Consider the following 19,831-nt stretch of genomic DNA (forward strand, 5'->3'; position numbering starts at 1 on the left):
ACTATTCTTTAAGCAGGATTTTCAAGGAAATGCGCTCGTCAATGGTGAGCGCATTTAAGCAGGAGGTTTTTTTATTAGGCATTACCAATATATTTTGCACCAATATATGGTCCATAGAGACCATAATCACTATTGGTTATAGGGTTTGCGATATTCTGCAGGAATTGAGTATGCAGAGCATTAAAATAGTTCATCACTTGGTAACCACCCTCAAGGTTTAATACTCCTTGGGTCATATTGTAAGCGTAGTTTAGTCCAAGTTTAGCCTCAAGACTGGGAACTATCGCTCTTTTGTTTGCATAGATGGAACGCACAACCGCCCCAGAAGAGCCAGTAGGTAAAGCAACATAGCCGATGTTATATTTGCCCTTACCGTATAAAACTGAAGCTGCACCATTCGCTGTTACACTCAATGCATTGGTTAAAGCATAGGCATAATCGATTCCTACAACAGGTCCTACTCCTTTATAATCAGTATTATCAAACAGGTTGACTCCGCCTAACTGAGGAAACGCACCAAAATAATAGTTTGTATTATCAATTTCAATATTGGCGTACTGTAAACCACCATAGAATCGCATATCCTTCACCAAGCCAAAATCAGCATGTTGCCCCATCACCAGGTTTACCTGCTCAAATCTGTTTTTGTATATTGCGCTAAATAACCGTGGGAACGCTAATGCAGGTGGCAATACAGCAATTCGCCCGATGAGACCACTAGGATTTGCAAAATCCGTATAGTGAGTCCAATTAAGAGTCACATCATTCCCTGTATTAAAATGATAAGAGCCTTCCAATCGGTATCCCCAATCCCAACCCTGATCATCATCATATCTTGTGGGGGCTACGTGAACTTGTCTATAGGCCATATCGGCATCATAAACTGATTTTAGATAGAGTGCCTGTACACCTAAATCCCAACGTTTTGCTTCACAGGGAACAGTGACATTACCAGGCGTACAAACAGGTCCCATAGTACCCGCTAATGCATAACCACTTGCAGCCAATCCCAATAGGGCTAAACTTGTCTTTTTCAACATATGGACTCCATTTCAAAAAAAAAGCCCATCATTTTTGTGATGGGCTCAAAAAGAACTTAATTACTTAACAAATTACACATTACCAACATACTTCAAGCCAATGTAAGGACCAGAAGCTGCGAAATCAGTTTCAAGACCATTAGTAGCAGTATTGTGCATAGCGTTGAAGTAGTTAAACCACATGTAACCAACGTCTAAAGTCAAATCGCCTTGAGCCATTGCGTAAGTGTAATCAGCACCAAGCTTGGCTTCTAACTCAGGAACGATCGCATTCTTAGAACCAGTTCTGAAGAAGATTCCATCGTAGAAATCGCTGGTACCAACCAGAATAGCAGCAGCTCCTTTAGCATAAACACCAAAGCCATTGCCAAATACGTAGTTCATGTCTAAACCAGTGCGAGGACCAAAGCCGTTGAATTTGGAGTTGAATCCGTTAAAGGCAAAGTTATTGAAATAACGGTTCACATCAGCTTCAATGCGAGCATATTGAACACCGCCATGGAAACGCATTTTCTTGTTAGCGCTGAAATCTACGAATTGACCCAGTTCAGCATTAACTGCATCCCACTTGTTGTTGTAGTTATGCCAGTTAGCAAAATCAGCCCAGTGATCACTGTCGTTATCAAAGTGATACCAGTTCACATTGATGTCATTACCAGTATTGAAGTGATAAGAGCCTTCTAATTTGAAGCCCCAATCCCACTCATGGTCAACATCATGCCAATGCTGCCAGCCACCAACTTGGGTGAAACCATTGTAGCCCCAATCAGCATCATAGATTGGTTGCAAATATAGTGCGGTGATACCAATATCCCATGCAGTTCTTTCGCAAGGAACAGTTACATTACCTGGGGTGCAAACTGGTCCCATAGTACCAGCGAACACTGCACTGCTTCCTAAAGCAAGAACAGCTACCGCTGTTTTTTTCAAATTTAACATGCTTATCTCCACTTTTTTTATTATTAATTTCCGTTCGTTACTAATTTAGCATATCAGCAACAGTACGCATTCTTCGCTCTAATCGAGAGCGTACCTGGATAAATTATCCAGCCGGACTTCTATAAAGTCAACAGTATTGCTGAAATTTCTTATCAACTTAACAAATTACACATTACCAACATACTTCAAGCCAATGTAAGGACCAGAAGCTGCGAAATCAGTTTCAAGACCATTAGTAGCAGTATTGTGCATAGCGTTGAAGTAGTTAAACCACATGTAACCAACGTCTAAAGTCAAATCGCCTTGAGCCATTGCGTAAGTGTAATCAGCACCAAGCTTGGCTTCTAACTCAGGAACGATCGCATTCTTAGAACCAGTTCTGAAGAAGATTCCATCGTAGAAATCGCTGGTACCAACCAGAATAGCAGCAGCTCCTTTAGCATAAACACCAAAGCCATTGCCAAATACGTAGTTCATGTCTAAACCAGTGCGAGGACCAAAGCCGTTGAATTTGGAGTTGAATCCGTTAAAGGCAAAGTTATTGAAATAACGGTTCACATCAGCTTCAATGCGAGCATATTGAACACCGCCATGGAAACGCATTTTCTTGTTAGCGCTGAAATCTACGAATTGACCCAGTTCAGCATTAACTGCATCCCACTTGTTGTTGTAGTTATGCCAGTTAGCAAAATCAGCCCAGTGATCACTGTCGTTATCAAAGTGATACCAGTTCACATTGATGTCATTACCAGTATTGAAGTGATAAGAGCCTTCTAATTTGAAGCCCCAATCCCACTCATGGTCAACATCATGCCAATGCTGCCAGCCACCAACTTGGGTGAAACCATTGTAGCCCCAATCAGCATCATAGATTGGTTGCAAATATAGTGCGGTGATACCAATATCCCATGCAGTTCTTTCGCAAGGAACAGTTACATTACCTGGGGTGCAAACTGGTCCCATGGTTCCAGCAAACACTGCACCGCTTCCTAAGGCGAGTACTGCCACTGCTGTTTTTTTCAAACTAAACATGCCTTGTCTCCACTTGTTTATTATTGAGTTTCCATTTTATTGATAACTCACCATTTGGAGTTGTCAATAGCACGCATCGTCGCTTAGGTTCGAAGCATGCAACGATATGAGTATCTGCAGTGATTTTAAATAAGTCAAGAAAATTTATAAAAAATTCCAATATTTTCATGATGATATAACTAAATTTGAACAGTATCATCATTTTTTTAACATTGTTGCCATGTCTCACTCAAAGGGAATTTGTTTTACGAGAAGTGGATTTCCGTAGATGAAAAGCCACCATAAAATGATGTTTTTTTAACTACAAATATTATTTTTTTATCAACGTCACAACAACGCGTCTATTAGCTGCTCTCCCCTCGTCAGTATCATTCCTGGCTATCGGTTGCAAGGCTCCAACCCATGTTATTGAGAGTTTTCTTTGAGGTACTCCTAGCCTAATCAAATAATTTTTCACAGACTCTGCTCTATATTGTGAAATGGCATTATTGTAACCTTTACGGCCGCTATCGTCAGCATGACCAATAATTTTAATGACATCAATCTGTACATCCGCATCCACGTATTGGGCAATCCGTCGTAATTGAGCTTTATCTGCATCAGATAATAACTTGCTATCTACCCCAAAATGAAACACGCTTTCTTTTACATCCTCATAGTTAAAAGGCAACAGACTACCCAGACAACGTTGATATTGTGAATACACTTTTTGAAACCGAATAGGTGAAAGTGTAACGGTAATGCGAAATCCTTCCTCTGATAAATAGTTAAAGCTTGCCTGATATCCCTGCGATAAAAACGTCAATAATTTTAAAGCGGGCTGTCGATTTAAAAATAATCCATACTCCCCCGGTTTAATAAAAGTGCGGGTTACCAGATAAGATCTGGTTAATAATGGTTTCCATACTGGGGGGCTTGCAATAACTTGAGCAGGCAAGACCCGCTGAACGAGATCCCATTTACGCAGAATGAAGTGTGGTGGCTGGGTAGCGTATTGCTCAAAGTAGCCAATACCATAATTTGGAATCGTCAATGATAAACCGCATCGAAGAGGATTACCTGTCATACGCCAGTTTTCTTCTCCCATAGGACTAGTATATTGGATAGAGGGAGCTGCAAAGACGGTGGTAGTGATGAATAAATAACTGCACGCCATTTTTTTTACTTTCTTGCACACAAAATGATCTGAAATCATTTTTTGCTCATCCCAATTGCCTAATTCATGTTATCCTCTTTTATCGGCAATAATGCAGGAATCTTTATTATGCAAACTCTGATAATTAATCGGCCTGATGATTGGCATCTCCATCTCCGGGATGAAGAGTTTCTAACTCACACCGTACAAGCATCTGCCCAACATTTTGCCCGAGCGTTAGTGATGCCTAATCTCAAACCAGCACTAACAAATTTATCTGCTATTGAGAGTTATAGAAACAGAATCATTGCAGCCATTCCCAAAGAAAACTCTTTTATTCCTTATATGACTTTTTATTTAAATGAGTCTGTTAAACCAGAAGAATTACAACAAGCCGCCTCTCTTTCTTATATAGTTGGAGCAAAACTTTATCCGGCTGGAGCGACGACAAATTCTGAAGAGGGCGCTAAATCTTTGCAATCACTCTATCCCCTTTTTGAAATATTGCAAACAAATAATTTAGTCTTGCAAATTCATGGTGAAGTCACTCATAGCGATATTTTCGAGCGTGAAGCATTATTTATTGATGAATACCTGAAACCTATTGCCAAACATTTTCCCAAATTAAGAATCGTGCTGGAGCACATATCGACTAAAACTGCCGTGGATTATGTTTCTGAAGGACCGGCTAACCTTACAGCAACAATAACTCCTCATCATTTGCTTTATAATCGCAATAAACTACTCGCAGGAGGCATTAGACCTCATTATTACTGTTTACCCATTTTAAAACATGAAAAAGACCAAAAAGCATTACAACTTGCTGCTACGAGCGGAAATCCAAAATTTTTTGCCGGCACTGACAGTGCCCCACATGCCATCAATACCAAAGAAAATGCTTGTGGATGCGCTGGTATTTATTCAGCCCCCTTTGCAGTAGCGCTCTACACACAGATCTTTGATGAACTTAACCAATTAAAAAAACTCAATGATTTTCTAAGTCGATTTGGTGCAGAGTTTTACCGACTCCCCATTAATCAACAGCAACTGGAACTAATTAAATCACCTCAAACTATCCCCAATTCGATGCCATTTGGATCAACTCATGTTGTACCTATTGCTGCTGGAGACACTATAAACTGGAGTATTAATGGTTTCTCGCAATAACATTCTAAGTAATACCATTAAAAATCGCTTTCGTGGCTTTTTACCTGTTGTTGTTGATATAGAAACAGCAGGAATAGATCCTCAAAAAAATGCCCTCCTGGAAATATGCATTGTTTTATTGGATATGGATGAGCAAGGCTTGTTAAAAAGGGAAAGCAGTTATTTTGAACATATTTTACCTTTCCCTGGTGCAGAACTGGATCAAAAATCACTAGAGTTCAACCAAATAGATCCTTATCAGCCTCTTCGTTTTGCAGTAGATGAACAAACTGCCCTTGATCGATTATTCAAACCCATCCATGACTTGCTAAAAAAAACCCGTTGCCAAAGAGCTGTTTTAGTAGGGCATAATGCCTGGTTTGATTTGTTATTCATTAAGGCGGCAATCAAAAGAACCGGAATAAAATCGCCTTTCCATGCCTTCACTTGCTTTGATACAGCAACATTAGCGGGTTTAATTTTTGGAGAAACCGTATTGGCCAAAGCAGCTCAAGCAGCCGGATTACATTTTGACAGCCAGGAAGCGCATTCTGCTATTTATGATGCGGAAAAAACGGCTGATTTGTTTTGCCTTATGATAAACAAATGGCGAATGCTGAACATCTAATATCAGAAAAACATAAACAGCCTGGATTACCTAAAACAGTAATCCAGGAGTTTGATAGAAATTTTCTTGTGTTATGCTTCACAATAAAACACAACAACAAAAGAATTCTATTTCCTTATCCTTCATATTACAAAGACTCGGAATGCTCAGACAGGTATTCTGCAACACCTTTAGGAGATGCTTTCATGCCAGCTTGTCCTTTTTGCCAGCCAGCAGGACACACTTCACCATTTTCTTCAAAGAATTGAACTGCATCTATGATACGAAGAATCTCGTCAATATTTCTACCTATCGGCAAGTCATTAACGATTTGCGAACGAACCATACCATTCGTATCAATAACAAAAGCCCCTCGGAAAGCCACACCAGCAACTGGATGTTCTACGCCATAGGATTGGCAAATACTATGAGTCATGTCAGCTGCCAAAGTAAATCTCACAGGCCCTATTCCGCCATTTTTCACAGGAGTATTCCTATAGGCATTATGTGTAAAATGTGAATCAATAGATACAGCAACCACCTCAACATTACGTCTTTTGAATTCTTCAATACGGTGATCAAGAGCAATTAACTCAGAAGGGCATACAAAAGTAAAATCCAGGGGATAAAAGAAAACTAATCCGTATTTGCCTTTCAAATGCTCGTGTAAATTGAATTTATCAACAATTTCCCCATTACCCATTACTGCAGCCACAGTAAAATCAGGTGCTTTACGCCCCACTAAAACACTCATTTTATAATCTCCATTAGCAGTGGGTAAATCCCACAATTGTTATTAAAATTATGCCGCTACTGCATCACGCAACATAGGCTCTAACTCTCCTTGCTGAAACATTTCGGCTATGATATCAGATCCCCCAATTAACTCGCCCTTCACATAAAGTTGAGGAAAGGTAGGCCAGTCAGAAAATTGGGGTAAAACTTGACGAATGTCGGGATTAGCTAGGATATCGACATAGGCAAAGTCCACTCCACAAGCCTCAATACACTGAACTGCACGAGCGGAAAACCCGCATTGAGGCATCTTGGGAGTGCCTTTCATATAGAGCATTATCGCATTTTCAGCAATTTGCTTTTTAATCTTTTCTAAAGTATCCACTATGCACCTTTTATAAAATAAAAAACCTAATTATGTCGAAAACCAGACAAGGTCGCAACTAATCATTCTATTGTGATAATCCTATCAATCTTTTTCTTATAGTGATATTTTACCTCACCTCAACGATCAATAAAATACCAATTTAGTACTAAATGTGCCAAAAATCCCCACCTTGATGAGAAATAAAATCCGCTATTTCGTAAAAGATTATTATACCAACAGAAATGTAGACATAACCAAGGTTATAAAAATATTGAATCGTCCAGTAGTGGCACATTGAATATCGTACTTATCCTGATAAACTAAACACTTTTAATCCTGGAGATTGCTATGACTTTTACCCTGCCACAATTACCTTATGCATTGGATGCACTGGCTCCCCATATTTCCAAAGAAACATTGGAGTACCATTATGGTAAACACCATAATACTTACGTTACCAACTTAAATAAATTAATTCCCGGGACAGAATTTGAATCCATGACTCTGGAAGAGATCATCATGAAAGCCAAAGGCGGCATTTTTAACAATGCAGCTCAGGTTTGGAATCACACCTTTTATTGGCACAGCATGAGCCCCAATGGTGGAGGCGAGCCAAAAGGCAGGCTAGCTGAAGCCATTAATAAGAGCTTTGGTTCTTTTGCAGCATTCAAAGAACAATTTACACAAACTGCCGCAACAACATTTGGTTCCGGGTGGGCATGGCTAGTTCAGGAGCAGTCAGGGGCTTTAAAAATCATCAGCACGAGTAATGCTGGAACACCAATGACTGAAGGATTAAAAGCCTTATTAACTTGTGACGTGTGGGAACATGCTTATTACATCGATTATAGAAATAGGCGCCCGGATTATATTGAAGCCTTTTGGTCATTAGTTAATTGGGATTTTGCGAGCAGTAATCTGAAATAAAATAACAAGCTGGATTTGTTGCAATCCTTACCGGATCATTTTATGTTTATGGAGACATCATGAGTTTAATTACAAGTTACAGCCCAATGCCTGTAAGCTTCACGCACGGAAAAGGCGTGTGGTTGTATGATGAGCAGGGGAAAAAATACCTCGATGGCTTAAGCGGGATAGCAGTTTGCGGGTTAGGTCATGCACACCCTGATGTCACCCGTACCATACAGGAGCAAGCAGCGAAGCTAATACATACTTCTAATGTCTTTCATATTAAAGAACAAGAATTATTGGCCGCCAAACTCACTTCGATGGCACGAATGGAGCAGGTTTTTTTTGCTAATTCTGGAGCAGAAGCGAATGAGGCTGCCATCAAACTTACCCGTCTGTTTGGTCATAAAAAAGGAATTGAAACGCCTTCTATTATTGTTATGGAAAAAGCATTTCATGGCCGCACTATGGCCACCTTAACTGCATCTGGCAGTCGTAAAGTTCAAGCTGGTTTTGAACCCTTGGTTCCTGGGTTTATTCGTGCTCCCTTCAATGATCTGGATGCCATTCATACTATTGCCGCCAACAGAGAGGATGTCGTTGCAGTCATGATAGAACCTATTCAGGGCGAGGGAGGAATTTATCCTGCAGAGGAAGGTTATCTACGTGCATTGGCTAACCTTTGCGAGCAGAATGACTGGATGTTAATTTTAGATGAAATACAAACAGGAAATGGCAGAACAGGTAAGCTTTATTCTTGTATGCATTACGACATACAACCCGATATTATTACCACGGCAAAAGGACTTGGAAACGGTATGCCAATTGGGGCTTGTTTAATGAGCAAGCGAGCTAAGGATTTATTTAAACCAGGGAATCATGGCTCGACTTTTGGTGGCAATCCTTTAGCATGTGCTACAGCTTTGACCGTTTTAGAAGTTATTGAACGAGATAGACTATGTGAACGAGTCACTAAAAACAGTGCTTTATTAATGGATAAATTAATTAGCAACCTGGGAGAACATCCCAACGTGAAAGCCATACGTGGTAAAGGCTACATGATAGGGATAGAATTGGACAGACCTGCAAATGACATGCGTGTTCTGGGTTTGGAAAACCAGGTCTTGTTCAATGTTACGGCTGAAACGGTAGTAAGATTATTACCTCCACTTATTATCAGTGAAGATGAAATTGATGAATTGGTCAATCGAATAACTCGAACTATTAACCAGTTCACCAATCAGTAGTGAGAAGACAACCTTCTTTCAATTGAATTGAAATAGTTTTCTCCCAGGATGTCACCCAATATGTTAAATTGATCTGGTATTTGACAACATGCTCCCCGGCTTATCTGGGAGCATGTGCGCAAGTTAAATCAAAACACAAACCTTTGCCCCTTGGCAACAAAACCTAAGAAACCATCCTTTTTGGCATTAGGCAATTTCCCTGGATTATAATGATATAGCCACATTTTTTTCTTTAAATGAGAAGGGAGTTTAACGAGCTCTGAATAGTGCGCATGTACCCCGCTTTTAGATTCTGTAGTTTCACAATCATGAAAAATAATATCTGATTCCTCATAAAAGGATATTAACTGTACCGGACAACTTTGTGTATCTGATGTAAAAAGGATGCGTGATTTATTATAGTTAAATATCAAACCAAAACTTGGCATCAACTCATATTCGCTATAGTAATGGACTGTTTGTACCAATTTAAACTTAATAGATTGCCAAACAAAACCTTCATATTGTTTTACCGGTTTAACATCAAAAAATGCACTAAGATTTGCTCTCTCGTGGGGTAAAGTGCTTAAACCACCGGATAAACTTTTATCCCATAATTCGTTAATAATTTTATCAGAAGCGATTAAACAAGGTTTGTGTGAGTGATTAGGATCAAAATAAGTGATTAGAGCAAACCATTCCAATCCGCCACAATGATCATAATGTAAGTGACTAATATAAACATTTTTTATATCTTTATAACTCAAGCCTTGATCTCGTAATGAGTATTTGATATCTGTTCCTGCATCGATTAGTAAAGTATCGTTTTCTATCTCTAAAAGCACATTGGATTGATAGTTTTCTGGCCCAATAGCAAAGGACGAGCCAGAACCTAAAAAAGTAATTTTTAGAGTCATTGTACCCCCTGCCATCACTCGCTAAAATGCCTGGGCCTTAAAACTGCTATCTTAAGGTCCTAATCCTTACATCGATCTGTTAATTTAAGACTATGTGATGATTATTGAATTGTCAAAAACAGGTAGAGTCGTTACAAAAGATTACATTCTATTTTTTAAATCATTTAAATACTGATTAATTTTCATTGCTTCATTAGTAAAAAGCCATTGAACCCCTCTATTTAATTCTCTATAAAGACTGTTTTTAGAATCAACAAATCCCACGCCAAAAAGTCGATTGGCATCTTGTAAAAATTTTAATACCCTATTAGTCAATAATAAATAATTACCCAGTACGCCGCCATAACCCTCCCTAATACTTAATTCACAAAACTTCTTAACGTTATTGTGCACTGCAACGAGCAATAAAGATTGCCTGGGGAAACAACGCAATTTTTTAAAAGTAGATTCCTGCAAAGTCAGCAAGTGAAAGTCTTTACATGGCGTTAAATTTTGCAGGGTTTGCGCCAATATCCTTTCCTCCTCAATAGCTGTTTTTAATTCAATAAATAAATGCATGGAACTTCCATACTGATACACAACTTCAGAAAGAGATGGGATCCTGAATTCCAATGCGCGCAATTCACTAAAACTCAGATCGCTAATAGCAATGTCCTTGTTCCATAATCGATTTAAAGTAGGATCATGATTGACAACAAGCACCTTGTCCTTAGTTGAGTGTACATCTAATTCAATCCCCCAACATCCAGCCTCTTTTGCGATCTGAAATGCCTCCAGGGTGTTTTCTATTACCCCCCTTGCATTATTATGAGCGCCTCTATGAGCGATTACTAACGCACTATTGATATTTTTGGATTCAGGTGTGCGCCTGGGAACTACAGCAAAATACCCATCAATTAATTTTTCTATCCATTTGAGTAACAAAGCCAATTATCCTAATATCCCAATTTTAATCATTTTATGCTGGCAAAAAATAAAAGGCAAAAACCGCTATTAGCACAAAATCGAAAAAATCGACTAAACTAGAAACTATGTGAGAATTACAATACAAGAATAAATTAGCATTTATAAAACTTGTAAATAACCTCCATTTTAAAATCAATGAGCTGAATTGAAGTTATTTAGAAGTCCTGATTTAAATTTCTTGGCTACAAATATTCACAAGGAGTGTTCTAATGGCAATCAAAGTAATAAAAAAGGGAATGGACTTACTAAGAGACCCCATACTAAACAAAGGCACCGCATTTAGCCTTCAGGAAAGAGATGAATTTGCCTTGCATGGTTTAATACCAACAACAGTAGAAACCCTTGAACAACAAGTAGTTCGCTGCCTTGACGCTTATAGTGCCAAAGAGGACCCTTTGGAGAAACACATTTACTTACGTGCCTTACAGGATCGAAATGAAGTACTTTTTTATCGTTTTATAATTGATAATCTGGTTGATATTTTGCCCATTATATACACACCAGTTGTCGGCCAAGCCTGTGAAATGTTTTCCCACATTTATCGGCAACCAAGAGGAGTATTTCTAAGTTATCCAGAGCGAGACAAGCTGGACATCATTATAAAAAACATTGCCTCGACTCGTTCAATCAAAGTGATTGTAGTCACAGATGGCGAGCGGATCTTAGGACTTGGAGATCAAGGAGCAGGTGGATTGGGAATTCCTATAGGCAAGTTATCTCTTTATACCAGTTGCGGTGGTATACATCCGTCTAATACTTTACCCATCATTCTGGATGTAGGAACCAATAATAAGGAACGCCTGGAAGATCCAGAATATATTGGGTGGAGACATACTCGGATTTCAGGTAAAGATTATGATGATTTTGTTGACCGATTCGTGCAAAGCATAAAACGCCACATGCCTCACGTACTATTACAATTCGAAGATTTTGCGCAGCAACATGCCTATCCTTTATTGGAACGATATAAAGATCAACTTTGTACTTTTAATGACGATATTCAGGGAACGGCTTCCGTTGCTGTAGCCGCCATACTGGCAGCAACTCGTGTTACTAATAATCCTTTAAAAAAACATCGAGTTGCTTTATTAGGCGCAGGATCAGCGGGTTGTGGGATCAGTGAACAATTAGTGCATGCCATGATAAACCAGGGACTTTCTGAAGAAGAAGCCAGATCACGTTTTTATTTAGTTGACAGGTATGGACTTTTACATGATGAAATGAAAGACCTATTGCCATTTCAAAAAGGATTTGTCCGTTCTTCTACCAGCCTGCAAAATTGGAAATTAGAAAAAAAAGGAGAAATCACGTTAACAGACGTTATTAACAATGCCCAACCGACCATACTCCTGGGTGTGTCTGGTCAACCTGACCAGTTCAACGAGGAAATGATTAAAACCATGCTAAGCTATTGTGAACGCCCCATCATTTTTCCTTTATCAAATCCTACGTCTCGAGCAGAAGCAATCCCGCAAGACTTGTTAAATTGGACAGCCGGTAAAGCATTAATTGCAACCGGAAGTCCCTTTGAGCCAGTTACAATTAATGGTCGTAAAATTGAGATAGCTCAATGCAATAATTCTTACATTTTCCCGGGAGTTGGTCTTGGAGTGGTTGCAGGGCAAGCTAAAAGAGTAACTAATTTAATGATGATGGCAGCAGCAGTTGCATTAAGTGAGCTAGCGCCTGCAATCAAAACCGGAGAAGGACGCTTACTTCCCGAATTAACTTCCATTAGAGAAGTAAGTCAACATATAGCGAGAGCGGTTATTTTACAGGGTATAAAAGAAGGTCACATAGAACCAATGGGTGATAATCAAATCGATGATTCTATAAAAAGAACAATGTGGACTCCACAATATGAACCATATGTTCTATAATAAACCGATGTAGAATTTTCTGGAATTTAAGTTTTAATTTTCTAGAAAGACTAAAATTTATTTGTTTATCGCAATAGAATTTACAGCATAGGGTTGAGGGAAAATCAGGTTATTGATCCCGCCTGATTCCCTCCGATTATTTTATGTAAGCTTATTATTGAATTGAGCTTAAATACAGATAGGAAAACCCTGAAACATAACTATTTTTATAAGTATAATTTTTTATCGAGCCCCTTATATGTCCATAATTACTACCAATCTCAATCGGGCAATTCATGATTTACAGCAAGGAAAACCAGTGGCTATACCAACCGAAACGGTTTACGGATTGGCAGCGCCAATAAACAATAATGCCGCCATTAGAGCCGTGTTTGAAATGAAAAACAGGCCTTTAAATCATCCTCTGATTGTGCATATTGCTTCCAATTGGGATCTGCGTGATCTCGTGGAAGAGGTGCCTGAGTATGCACGTCAGTTAGTTGACAAATTTTGGCCTGGACCATTAACCCTGGTATTCCATTGTAAAAAAGATCAAATCAATCCTCTCATTACTGGTGGTCAATCGACCATAGCGATAAGGTGCCCAGATCATCCCTTAACACAAAAATTGTTACAAAAGTTAAATATTCCTGTGGTGGCCCCCTCTGCCAATCCTTTTGGAAAAATTAGCCCGACAACCGCTTTGCACGTTAAACAATCATTTAATGATGCCGAGTTAACTATCCTGGACGGTGGACGCTGTCGTGTGGGAATTGAATCAACCATTGTAGATGCTACAAATCCTGATTCTTATCAAATTTTACGTCATGGAATAATAGATGAAAAAACGATTGCTGAAACAATTGCCATAGGTTGCTCGACCCAAAAAAACGATATTCGCGTCCCTGGTAAATTGGATAGCCATTACCAACCACAAAAAACTTTATATTATTTTGACCAATATGAAACCCTTTCCGAATTTTGCCAGAAACGCAAAGGGATTGTTTATGTCATAGCAAATAGACAGCCCCCTGGTGTCGAGATTAACCTCTTTCATCCACTGGGAATACATCCTGAAAAATCGGCCTATGACTTGTATTATCAACTAAGATTAGCTGATACATCTGATGCCATTTGTATAGCTATCGAACTACCGCCTAACACGAGTGAATGGCAAGGAGTGCGAGAAAGAATATTAAAAGCCGGCTTTCCTTATTCACAGCAATAAATCTCGAGTAATTTATACTTTTTTGATTTCGCGCAAGAGGTGTATTGACAGAACACTATAATTTGCGTAACTTAACGCCCTATGCCGAGGTGGTGGAATTGGTAGACACGCTAGCTTCAGGTGCTAGTGGGGGCAACCCCGTGGAGGTTCGAGTCCTCTTCTCGGTACCATTAATTAAGTAATGATTGCCATTGGTTTACCCAACTGAACCTTACTACCAGCCAATAATTCTTTATCCCATTGCATTTTTTCACCGTTTGCAAACAATAAAATGACCGTAGATCCCAATTTAAAATAACCCATTTCACTTCCCTGAGATATAACCTCGACCGGAAGCTGCTCACTATAATCAAAACGTTCCATTTTTTTTGATCTTTTGACATCACCATGCCAACTGGTTCCAATTGCGCCCACAATAGTAGCCCCAACCATCACCATGACCATCGGGCCAATTTTCGTTTTAAAAAAAATGGCAAGCCTTTCATTTCTCGCAAACAATTTGGGAACAATACGTGTAGTCGCTGGCTGAACAGAAAACAAAGCACCGGGAATATAAGTCATTGAAACGAGCTCCGCATCTATTGGCATATGTACCCTGTGGTAATCTTTCGGCGATAAGTATAGAGTTGCGAATTGGCCTTGTACAAATTGTTCGGCCAATTGCGCATCACAGGCTAAAAGCTCTTGTACAGAATAATATTTACCTTTAGCCTGCAATAACTGTCCTCGTTCAATCGTGCCTATTTCGCTGATACAACCATCTACTGGGCAAATGATATCTGACTGGGAAAGAGGACGGCATTCCGGCTTTAAATGACGAATAAAGAAATCATTAAAGCTGTCATAAGATTTAGGATCTTCGATAAGTGCCTCACTCATATCTACATCAAACTTATGAATAAAGCTTCGAATTAAGAAATTCTTGAAACAAGGGCTCTTAACGTCAGCAAAATACCCTGCCAAAGCAGTAATACCGTGTTTCGGAATAAGGTATTGGGGTAATGTCTTCAGTACATCACGAAACATACTTTTTACTCAAAACTAAAAAAAGAGAATAATAACCTAAAGCTTATTGTATTGTCACAATAAGACGAGTTAATTTCCTTGCCAGAGAAAATTTAAACCACCAGGCTCGTAACATTTGAATTCAAAGTAGTTTCTTGCCTATGAGATATAGGTTCCGCGTAATTTTTGACTTCTTTAAAATAATCAGCCCTATGTTCTTTGGCATTATAGCAATTAAATAGCCTGAATCCCGGTATCTTTAATTTTTCTTTGTTTTTGTTTATGTCTTTTTGTATGGCCGCGATGATTTTATCGAATAAAATATCATTCAAAGAGGAAGAATCTTTCCCATTTAAAAAAGTCATAGCAATACTTTTCGCTTGTGAGAATTTCGTACAATAACCTTCTACCTCACCTCTCCTTGATGTGGACCACCATAATTTAGCTTCATATTCTTTTATGGCAGACTCAAGCAACCCTTTAAACTTGGTTGAGGGGAGTGCGTCAATCCATTCATACATCGTTTTGTAAAATAGAGATTTACCCTCAGCATTGTATAAATGAATAAAACGTCTGTCATGTTTGGCAAAATCTACAGCCGCTTTGGTAAAAATTTCTAAATCCTTATCAAAATTACCTTCTTTAACTGCATTACGAATACTCAATAAAGGATAGGTTTGTAACATATAAGGAGTGAGGTGTTGAATAAGCAAAGTATTTAAAGCGCCTGTATCCCCTTCTCCTGCGCTTAAAATGTAAGCCAACCGGTTTTCACCGCTTTCATTTACGCTGGCTTGTAAATACTCTTTAACAGGTTGTGCCCTGTGCCGCTTTGATAACAGTTCTATAGTTGGAGCATAATGCTTATCAATTATTTCAGAGATATGATGAGTTAAATCTTCTGGGCTTAGGTTTTTTGCCCACAGGAATAAAGAATCATTAAACTGCCTGATGACATCGCAATGCGTATGCGGCAATATTTCTTTGGGAGTCGTGGCTACAGTTGCCTCCTTCATTTGCTCATCTGTAGCAACTAAATGCAATTGGAAATTGGCTCGCTCTGTGTATTGTTTTAAACCAACCGCTATGCGGTTAAACTCACTGGCAAGAGTGCTTGTATGAGCTAAACTTTGACGAATTTTCAAGTTATAACTCGTATACAATTGCACCAATTGCTCGGAAAACTCAAGATTGTCTTCCTCGGTTAAGTCCTTTCTGTCTTTCTGATAATAAGTCTTGGCTACTGCATGAAATTGAGTTGTAAATTCAACGAGCAATATTAACGCTGCCCTTAGTTTGCTGTCTTTATCTACACTAATTAATGGAGTAATTTTATCGAGTGATAATTCAGGCATCGTGCCAAACAATTCCCAGGCATTGGTTAAGGTATCATCAGTTGGCTTTTTGCCTTCTACTTCATTCAGAACAACGTGAAATGTAGAAACTTGCTGTAATAGTTTATTGGTCAGGCTATAAGAGTCATGCAACAGATCTCTGAACGTAGGCGCATAAGCGTCTCGCCACACTTGATGGTATCTTCTTCGCAACTCGTCCTCATCAAATTTGATGCTGCTGTCGTCCTTGCTAAAGATAGTGACATTCTGAGTTTTTGCCCATTCGACAATATCTTTATAAATCGAGGGTTTGTGGTAGAGTGCAGAACAAGTGGAAGGCAAAGGAACACCATAACCATTATTCTCACAACCCATATAAAAAACAACCACCCGATATAAATTATCATAATGCATTTGATATAAATTCATTATGAAATCGACGAATGGTTTTATATTGGTGTGTTCATTACATAAATGTGGAAATTCTTTCTCATACTGACTACGCAGGGCAACATCCGTTTCATCCAAAGAAGTATAGTTTAGCGTCATCTCGCCAAAAAGTTCTGTCAACCGTTTTCTTATCATTTCCGGTTGATACGTTAAAAGTATTTTCAACGCCGCAGCAAATTTTTGTTCCTGAGCCACCGATTCATGCGCAAGTTGTTCAAATTGGCCAGGATCCGGGTACATTTTGGGAATAACTAACTTAACCAGTTTTTCTTGTACAGGCAAAACCGTTGGCAAGGTTTCCTGTCCCGGATGTTTATAGGTAGGCCAATGATAGGGTTTTGAGTCTTTTACATTAGGAAATCCTTCCCAATCACGCACAGTCAAATTAACTCTTTTTTTAGGTATGCCTATGACTGGCCTCGGCTCTTTCATGTAGATGGTGAACCAATATAAAAACATATCAAAATCGATGTCCCCGGCCAAGCTCATATTATGCGGGTGACCGTCATCATCATCTAGAAACCACCTTCCCAGAAGGATTTCCATGAAATTTTTTTCAATTAAGGTTCTTGTGCTGGGAATCACTTGTTCTTTGGCGGAAGGTTCTTGAGGCACTGATTCATCTGAGAAATTAAATCCCTTAAATCCGTCAACACTGATAGATAAAGTACCTACCAGCCTATCTTCATCGTCAAATACAAGACGTTCCTCTGCCGTTCTTTTTCCCTGAAAAATTCTTTTAAATAAAGAGACAGCGACACTTATTTTCGCTAAAAGTTCCGGATAATGATTTTTAGGGTCCAGTTTTTTATAAAAGGCATTTTTAATAACGCCATTTTCAATAAAACTGACCTTGTATGTTTGATGAGAGCTATCCGAAACGGCAGTCCCTGCTGTTAGGAACTGCAATTGGCTCTCTTTCAGTGCTTTTTTGGGCAAACCCATATATCAAATCCTTTAAATCAGATCAATCCATCCTATGCCCCATATTAATCAGAAATAGTCAAGAAGTTCAAGTATAATTTTCATACAAAATAACACTTGACTAGAAACAGACTACACATCTTGCACACACAATGAGTTACAAATGAAAATTTGCCTTATTTTTGGACAGAATGATGACATCCAAATCATCGCTTCAATTAAGCATTCAGAATTATCTTATATTGCCCAAGGCAATCAAGGTTTGTTGACAGAAGCTCTATGATTAGGGCGAAATTGTAATTAACTCCGGAGAATCAATGGCAGTTAACACCTCTTTATTTAAGGTTCTTATGACTTCTCCAGATGGACTTTGGTTAAAAAACCAATAATTGCCAGTAGCGCTTTCCTTTAAATCATTAGCAAAACCCAAGGTCAGTGCTGTAATGATAATATTAGCTATAACAACTAAAACTTTATGTATGATTGACTTTATTTCAGGGTCAACAATACTTAATATTTCCTTTTCCGCACTTTTCATCTTAATGTGCAGGTCGACACCTGATTTTGTTATGCCATCATAAGCAATGCTGTAAAGTGTTTGCCTGTATTTTTCATCAGCACGCTGCCAATTTCCAACTTTATCTTTATCAAGAGATGATTTTCGTAATCGTTCATGTATGTCCTTACATTTTTCCTCCACTCTCATAATGACATACCTAAAACGGCTGGAATTGATATTGTTTTCTTCGCCTGTAAATGCAATGATTTCTTTCTTAAACCCAAGGTCTTGCATCTGCTGAACACAAATAAATCGTTCACGCAACCTCCTTGCCAAAGCCAGTAAATTGGTGTCTTTAATTTGTAAAAGTGCCTTTCCCTGGGTAACAACTCCTTTTTGAGCTCCTACATATAAAAGTTCAATTAAAGCTTTTCTATGAGAGAGCGATTCGATTTTAGCGAGCCCTGGCAAAAACAAGCGTAGCAATTGTCCTGTTTTATTGTTTTTTAGTGCCAAACGATAAGCATAATCATTGGCAACCCCTGCTTCTTTCAAGACTTTAAAGGATTTCCCTAATGCATCCAGGTCATCCAAATTCAATTGGGATAAATCAGATTTACGCAAATTATAGGCTTTAAATTGTTCGGAGTAATGATATAAAATGGATTCCTGCTGGTGTTTTTTGGGATCCAGAGCCAGTTTTTTTAGCTGTTTTATAGAAATGGTTTTTGTTTTATCTAATGCTATCAAGGTTTCAGCCAGCATTGGGTAATGGCTGGTAGCATGAACAATGTCTTGTATTTCTTTAATCGATAAACTCCCCTTGACCCAAAATATAAGACATAATTTTCTGCAATGATCATTTGCTAAAGTATTAATGAATTTTAGTTGCTCTCTCTTTTCCTGGTGGGCTAATAATTCAGGGATATCTTGAGTTAGGCCAAAATCGACGAGGGCATGAAGTGAGCGATAATACGCTTCATCAAATAAGAGCTCTTTCATCTCACTTAAAGTGAAATTTTTCTGTATTAGAAAAGGAATTAATTTGATTTGGATATCATCCCACATCAATGCGCTTAATTGCTTTATTAACTCATGATCTTGCAATAAATAACGATTTTCTTCCAAAGTATTTTCTTCATAAAATACAATAATCATTTGCAAAATACTTTTATACAGATTTTCCTCAGAGTTAAAAGGAACTGCTTCAAGCTCCTTCTTTAATCTGCTTTCTTCCGACAATAAATCTTTTTCCATTGCGGGAGTCAAACGAAGTTTGTATTGTTTTACCAACTCCTGTGCTGTGATACTCATTGGAAGTTAACCTCTTGTTCATTTACTAATTAACCCTATTTAATTGAGATAGGGTAATAAGATTATTTTTTGGATCAAAATTTGGTTATTTTGAACGATACACAAATATTATCAAAACTACAAAATGTAAATATTATAACCAATTTTGCGGCAAATGGGGATTTTTTTTAAAAATAAATTGAGTTTTATTCGATCTCTG

General features: G+C 38.5%; 17 protein-coding genes and 1 tRNA gene. 7 read left to right on the forward strand and 11 right to left on the reverse strand.

Annotated elements, in window-relative coordinates; genetic code table 11:
- Window positions 1-74: 74 nt before the first annotated feature.
- The 4 genes from OQJ02_RS14845 to OQJ02_RS14860 form a co-directional block, all read right to left on the reverse strand.
- Window positions 75-1,040: an Lpg1974 family pore-forming outer membrane protein gene (locus tag OQJ02_RS14845; RefSeq protein ID WP_265719736.1), complete on the reverse strand. Its 966-nt coding sequence runs from the start codon at window positions 1,038-1,040 to the stop codon at window positions 75-77.
- A gap of 72 nt (window positions 1,041-1,112) precedes the next feature.
- Complete coding sequence (locus tag OQJ02_RS14850) at window positions 1,113-1,979, reverse strand: Lpg1974 family pore-forming outer membrane protein (RefSeq protein WP_265719737.1); 867 nt, start codon at window positions 1,977-1,979, stop codon at window positions 1,113-1,115.
- A 165-nt stretch (window positions 1,980-2,144) separates the two neighbouring features.
- A complete protein-coding gene (locus OQJ02_RS14855) occupies window positions 2,145-3,011 on the reverse strand; it encodes an Lpg1974 family pore-forming outer membrane protein (protein WP_265719738.1) in 867 nt (288 codons plus the stop codon).
- Window positions 3,012-3,321: 310 nt separating this feature from the next.
- The gene (locus OQJ02_RS14860; RefSeq protein ID WP_265719739.1) at window positions 3,322-4,206 is read right to left on the reverse strand and encodes a flagellar protein MotY; all 885 of its coding nucleotides are present in this window, start codon (window positions 4,204-4,206) and stop codon (window positions 3,322-3,324) included.
- A gap of 69 nt (window positions 4,207-4,275) precedes the next feature.
- On the opposite strand from OQJ02_RS14860, the gene pyrC reads away from it, so the two are divergent.
- Window positions 4,276-5,313 carry a dihydroorotase gene (gene pyrC / locus OQJ02_RS14865; protein WP_265719740.1) on the forward strand — a complete coding sequence of 346 codons (1,038 nt, stop codon included), beginning with the start codon at window positions 4,276-4,278 and terminating at the stop codon, window positions 5,311-5,313.
- Window positions 5,297-5,920 (forward strand): ribonuclease T, encoded by a 624-nt coding sequence (gene rnt / locus OQJ02_RS14870; protein WP_265719741.1) that lies wholly within the window; start codon window positions 5,297-5,299, stop codon window positions 5,918-5,920. The genes pyrC and rnt overlap by 17 nt, the downstream gene beginning before the upstream one ends.
- A 127-nt stretch (window positions 5,921-6,047) precedes the next feature.
- On the opposite strand, the gene OQJ02_RS14875 is transcribed toward rnt, so the two are convergent.
- Together OQJ02_RS14875 and grxD are read right to left on the reverse strand one after the other, a co-directional pair.
- Entirely contained in the window at window positions 6,048-6,653 is a 606-nt protein-coding gene (locus tag OQJ02_RS14875; RefSeq protein WP_010948650.1) for a peroxiredoxin, read from the reverse strand.
- Between the two features lie 48 nt (window positions 6,654-6,701).
- The gene (grxD, locus tag OQJ02_RS14880) at window positions 6,702-7,019 is read right to left on the reverse strand and encodes a Grx4 family monothiol glutaredoxin (protein ID WP_011947866.1); all 318 of its coding nucleotides are present in this window, start codon (window positions 7,017-7,019) and stop codon (window positions 6,702-6,704) included.
- A 330-nt stretch (window positions 7,020-7,349) separates the two neighbouring features.
- Between grxD and sodB the strand changes: the two genes are divergently transcribed.
- Window positions 7,350-7,928, forward strand: a complete 579-nt coding sequence (sodB, locus tag OQJ02_RS14885) for a superoxide dismutase [Fe] (RefSeq protein ID WP_265719742.1) — start codon at window positions 7,350-7,352, stop codon at window positions 7,926-7,928.
- Window positions 7,929-7,987: 59 nt separating this feature from the next.
- On the forward strand, window positions 7,988-9,157 hold the full coding sequence (locus OQJ02_RS14890) for an aspartate aminotransferase family protein (protein ID WP_265719743.1): 1,170 nt from the start codon (window positions 7,988-7,990) through the stop codon (window positions 9,155-9,157).
- Between the two features lie 128 nt (window positions 9,158-9,285).
- Here OQJ02_RS14890 and OQJ02_RS14895 read toward each other — a convergent pair whose 3' ends face one another.
- Together OQJ02_RS14895 and OQJ02_RS14900 are read right to left on the reverse strand one after the other, a co-directional pair.
- Entirely contained in the window at window positions 9,286-10,053 is a 768-nt protein-coding gene (locus OQJ02_RS14895; protein WP_265719744.1) for an MBL fold metallo-hydrolase, read from the reverse strand.
- A gap of 141 nt (window positions 10,054-10,194) precedes the next feature.
- Window positions 10,195-10,977 (reverse strand): glycerophosphodiester phosphodiesterase, encoded by a 783-nt coding sequence (locus tag OQJ02_RS14900; protein ID WP_265719745.1) that lies wholly within the window; start codon window positions 10,975-10,977, stop codon window positions 10,195-10,197.
- A gap of 251 nt (window positions 10,978-11,228) precedes the next feature.
- Here OQJ02_RS14900 and OQJ02_RS14905 point away from each other — a divergent pair, with 251 nt between their 5' ends.
- The 3 genes from OQJ02_RS14905 to OQJ02_RS14915 all read left to right on the forward strand — a co-directional run bounded on the left by OQJ02_RS14905 (window position 11,229) and on the right by OQJ02_RS14915 (window position 14,276).
- Window positions 11,229-12,899, forward strand: a complete 1,671-nt coding sequence (locus OQJ02_RS14905; protein WP_265719746.1) for an NAD-dependent malic enzyme — start codon at window positions 11,229-11,231, stop codon at window positions 12,897-12,899.
- Window positions 12,900-13,137: 238 nt separating this feature from the next.
- On the forward strand, window positions 13,138-14,106 hold the full coding sequence (locus OQJ02_RS14910) for an L-threonylcarbamoyladenylate synthase (RefSeq protein WP_265719747.1): 969 nt from the start codon (window positions 13,138-13,140) through the stop codon (window positions 14,104-14,106).
- Between the two features lie 83 nt (window positions 14,107-14,189).
- Window positions 14,190-14,276: transfer RNA gene (locus tag OQJ02_RS14915), tRNA-Leu, on the forward strand.
- A gap of 4 nt (window positions 14,277-14,280) precedes the next feature.
- On the opposite strand, the gene asd is transcribed toward OQJ02_RS14915, so the two are convergent.
- The 3 genes from asd to OQJ02_RS14930 form a co-directional block, all read right to left on the reverse strand.
- The gene (gene asd, locus OQJ02_RS14920; RefSeq protein ID WP_265719748.1) at window positions 14,281-15,132 is read right to left on the reverse strand and encodes an archaetidylserine decarboxylase; all 852 of its coding nucleotides are present in this window, start codon (window positions 15,130-15,132) and stop codon (window positions 14,281-14,283) included.
- Between the two features lie 92 nt (window positions 15,133-15,224).
- Window positions 15,225-17,840 carry a lpg2975 family Dot/Icm T4SS effector gene (locus OQJ02_RS14925; protein ID WP_265719749.1) on the reverse strand — a complete coding sequence of 872 codons (2,616 nt, stop codon included), beginning with the start codon at window positions 17,838-17,840 and terminating at the stop codon, window positions 15,225-15,227.
- 262 nt (window positions 17,841-18,102) lie between these two features.
- Window positions 18,103-19,632 carry a hypothetical protein gene (locus OQJ02_RS14930; protein WP_265719750.1) on the reverse strand — a complete coding sequence of 510 codons (1,530 nt, stop codon included), beginning with the start codon at window positions 19,630-19,632 and terminating at the stop codon, window positions 18,103-18,105.
- Between the last annotated feature and the right edge of the window lie 199 nt (window positions 19,633-19,831).

It is taken from the genome of Legionella sp. PATHC032, assembly GCF_026191185.1.
Taxonomy (GTDB): Bacteria; Pseudomonadota; Gammaproteobacteria; order Legionellales; family Legionellaceae; genus Legionella.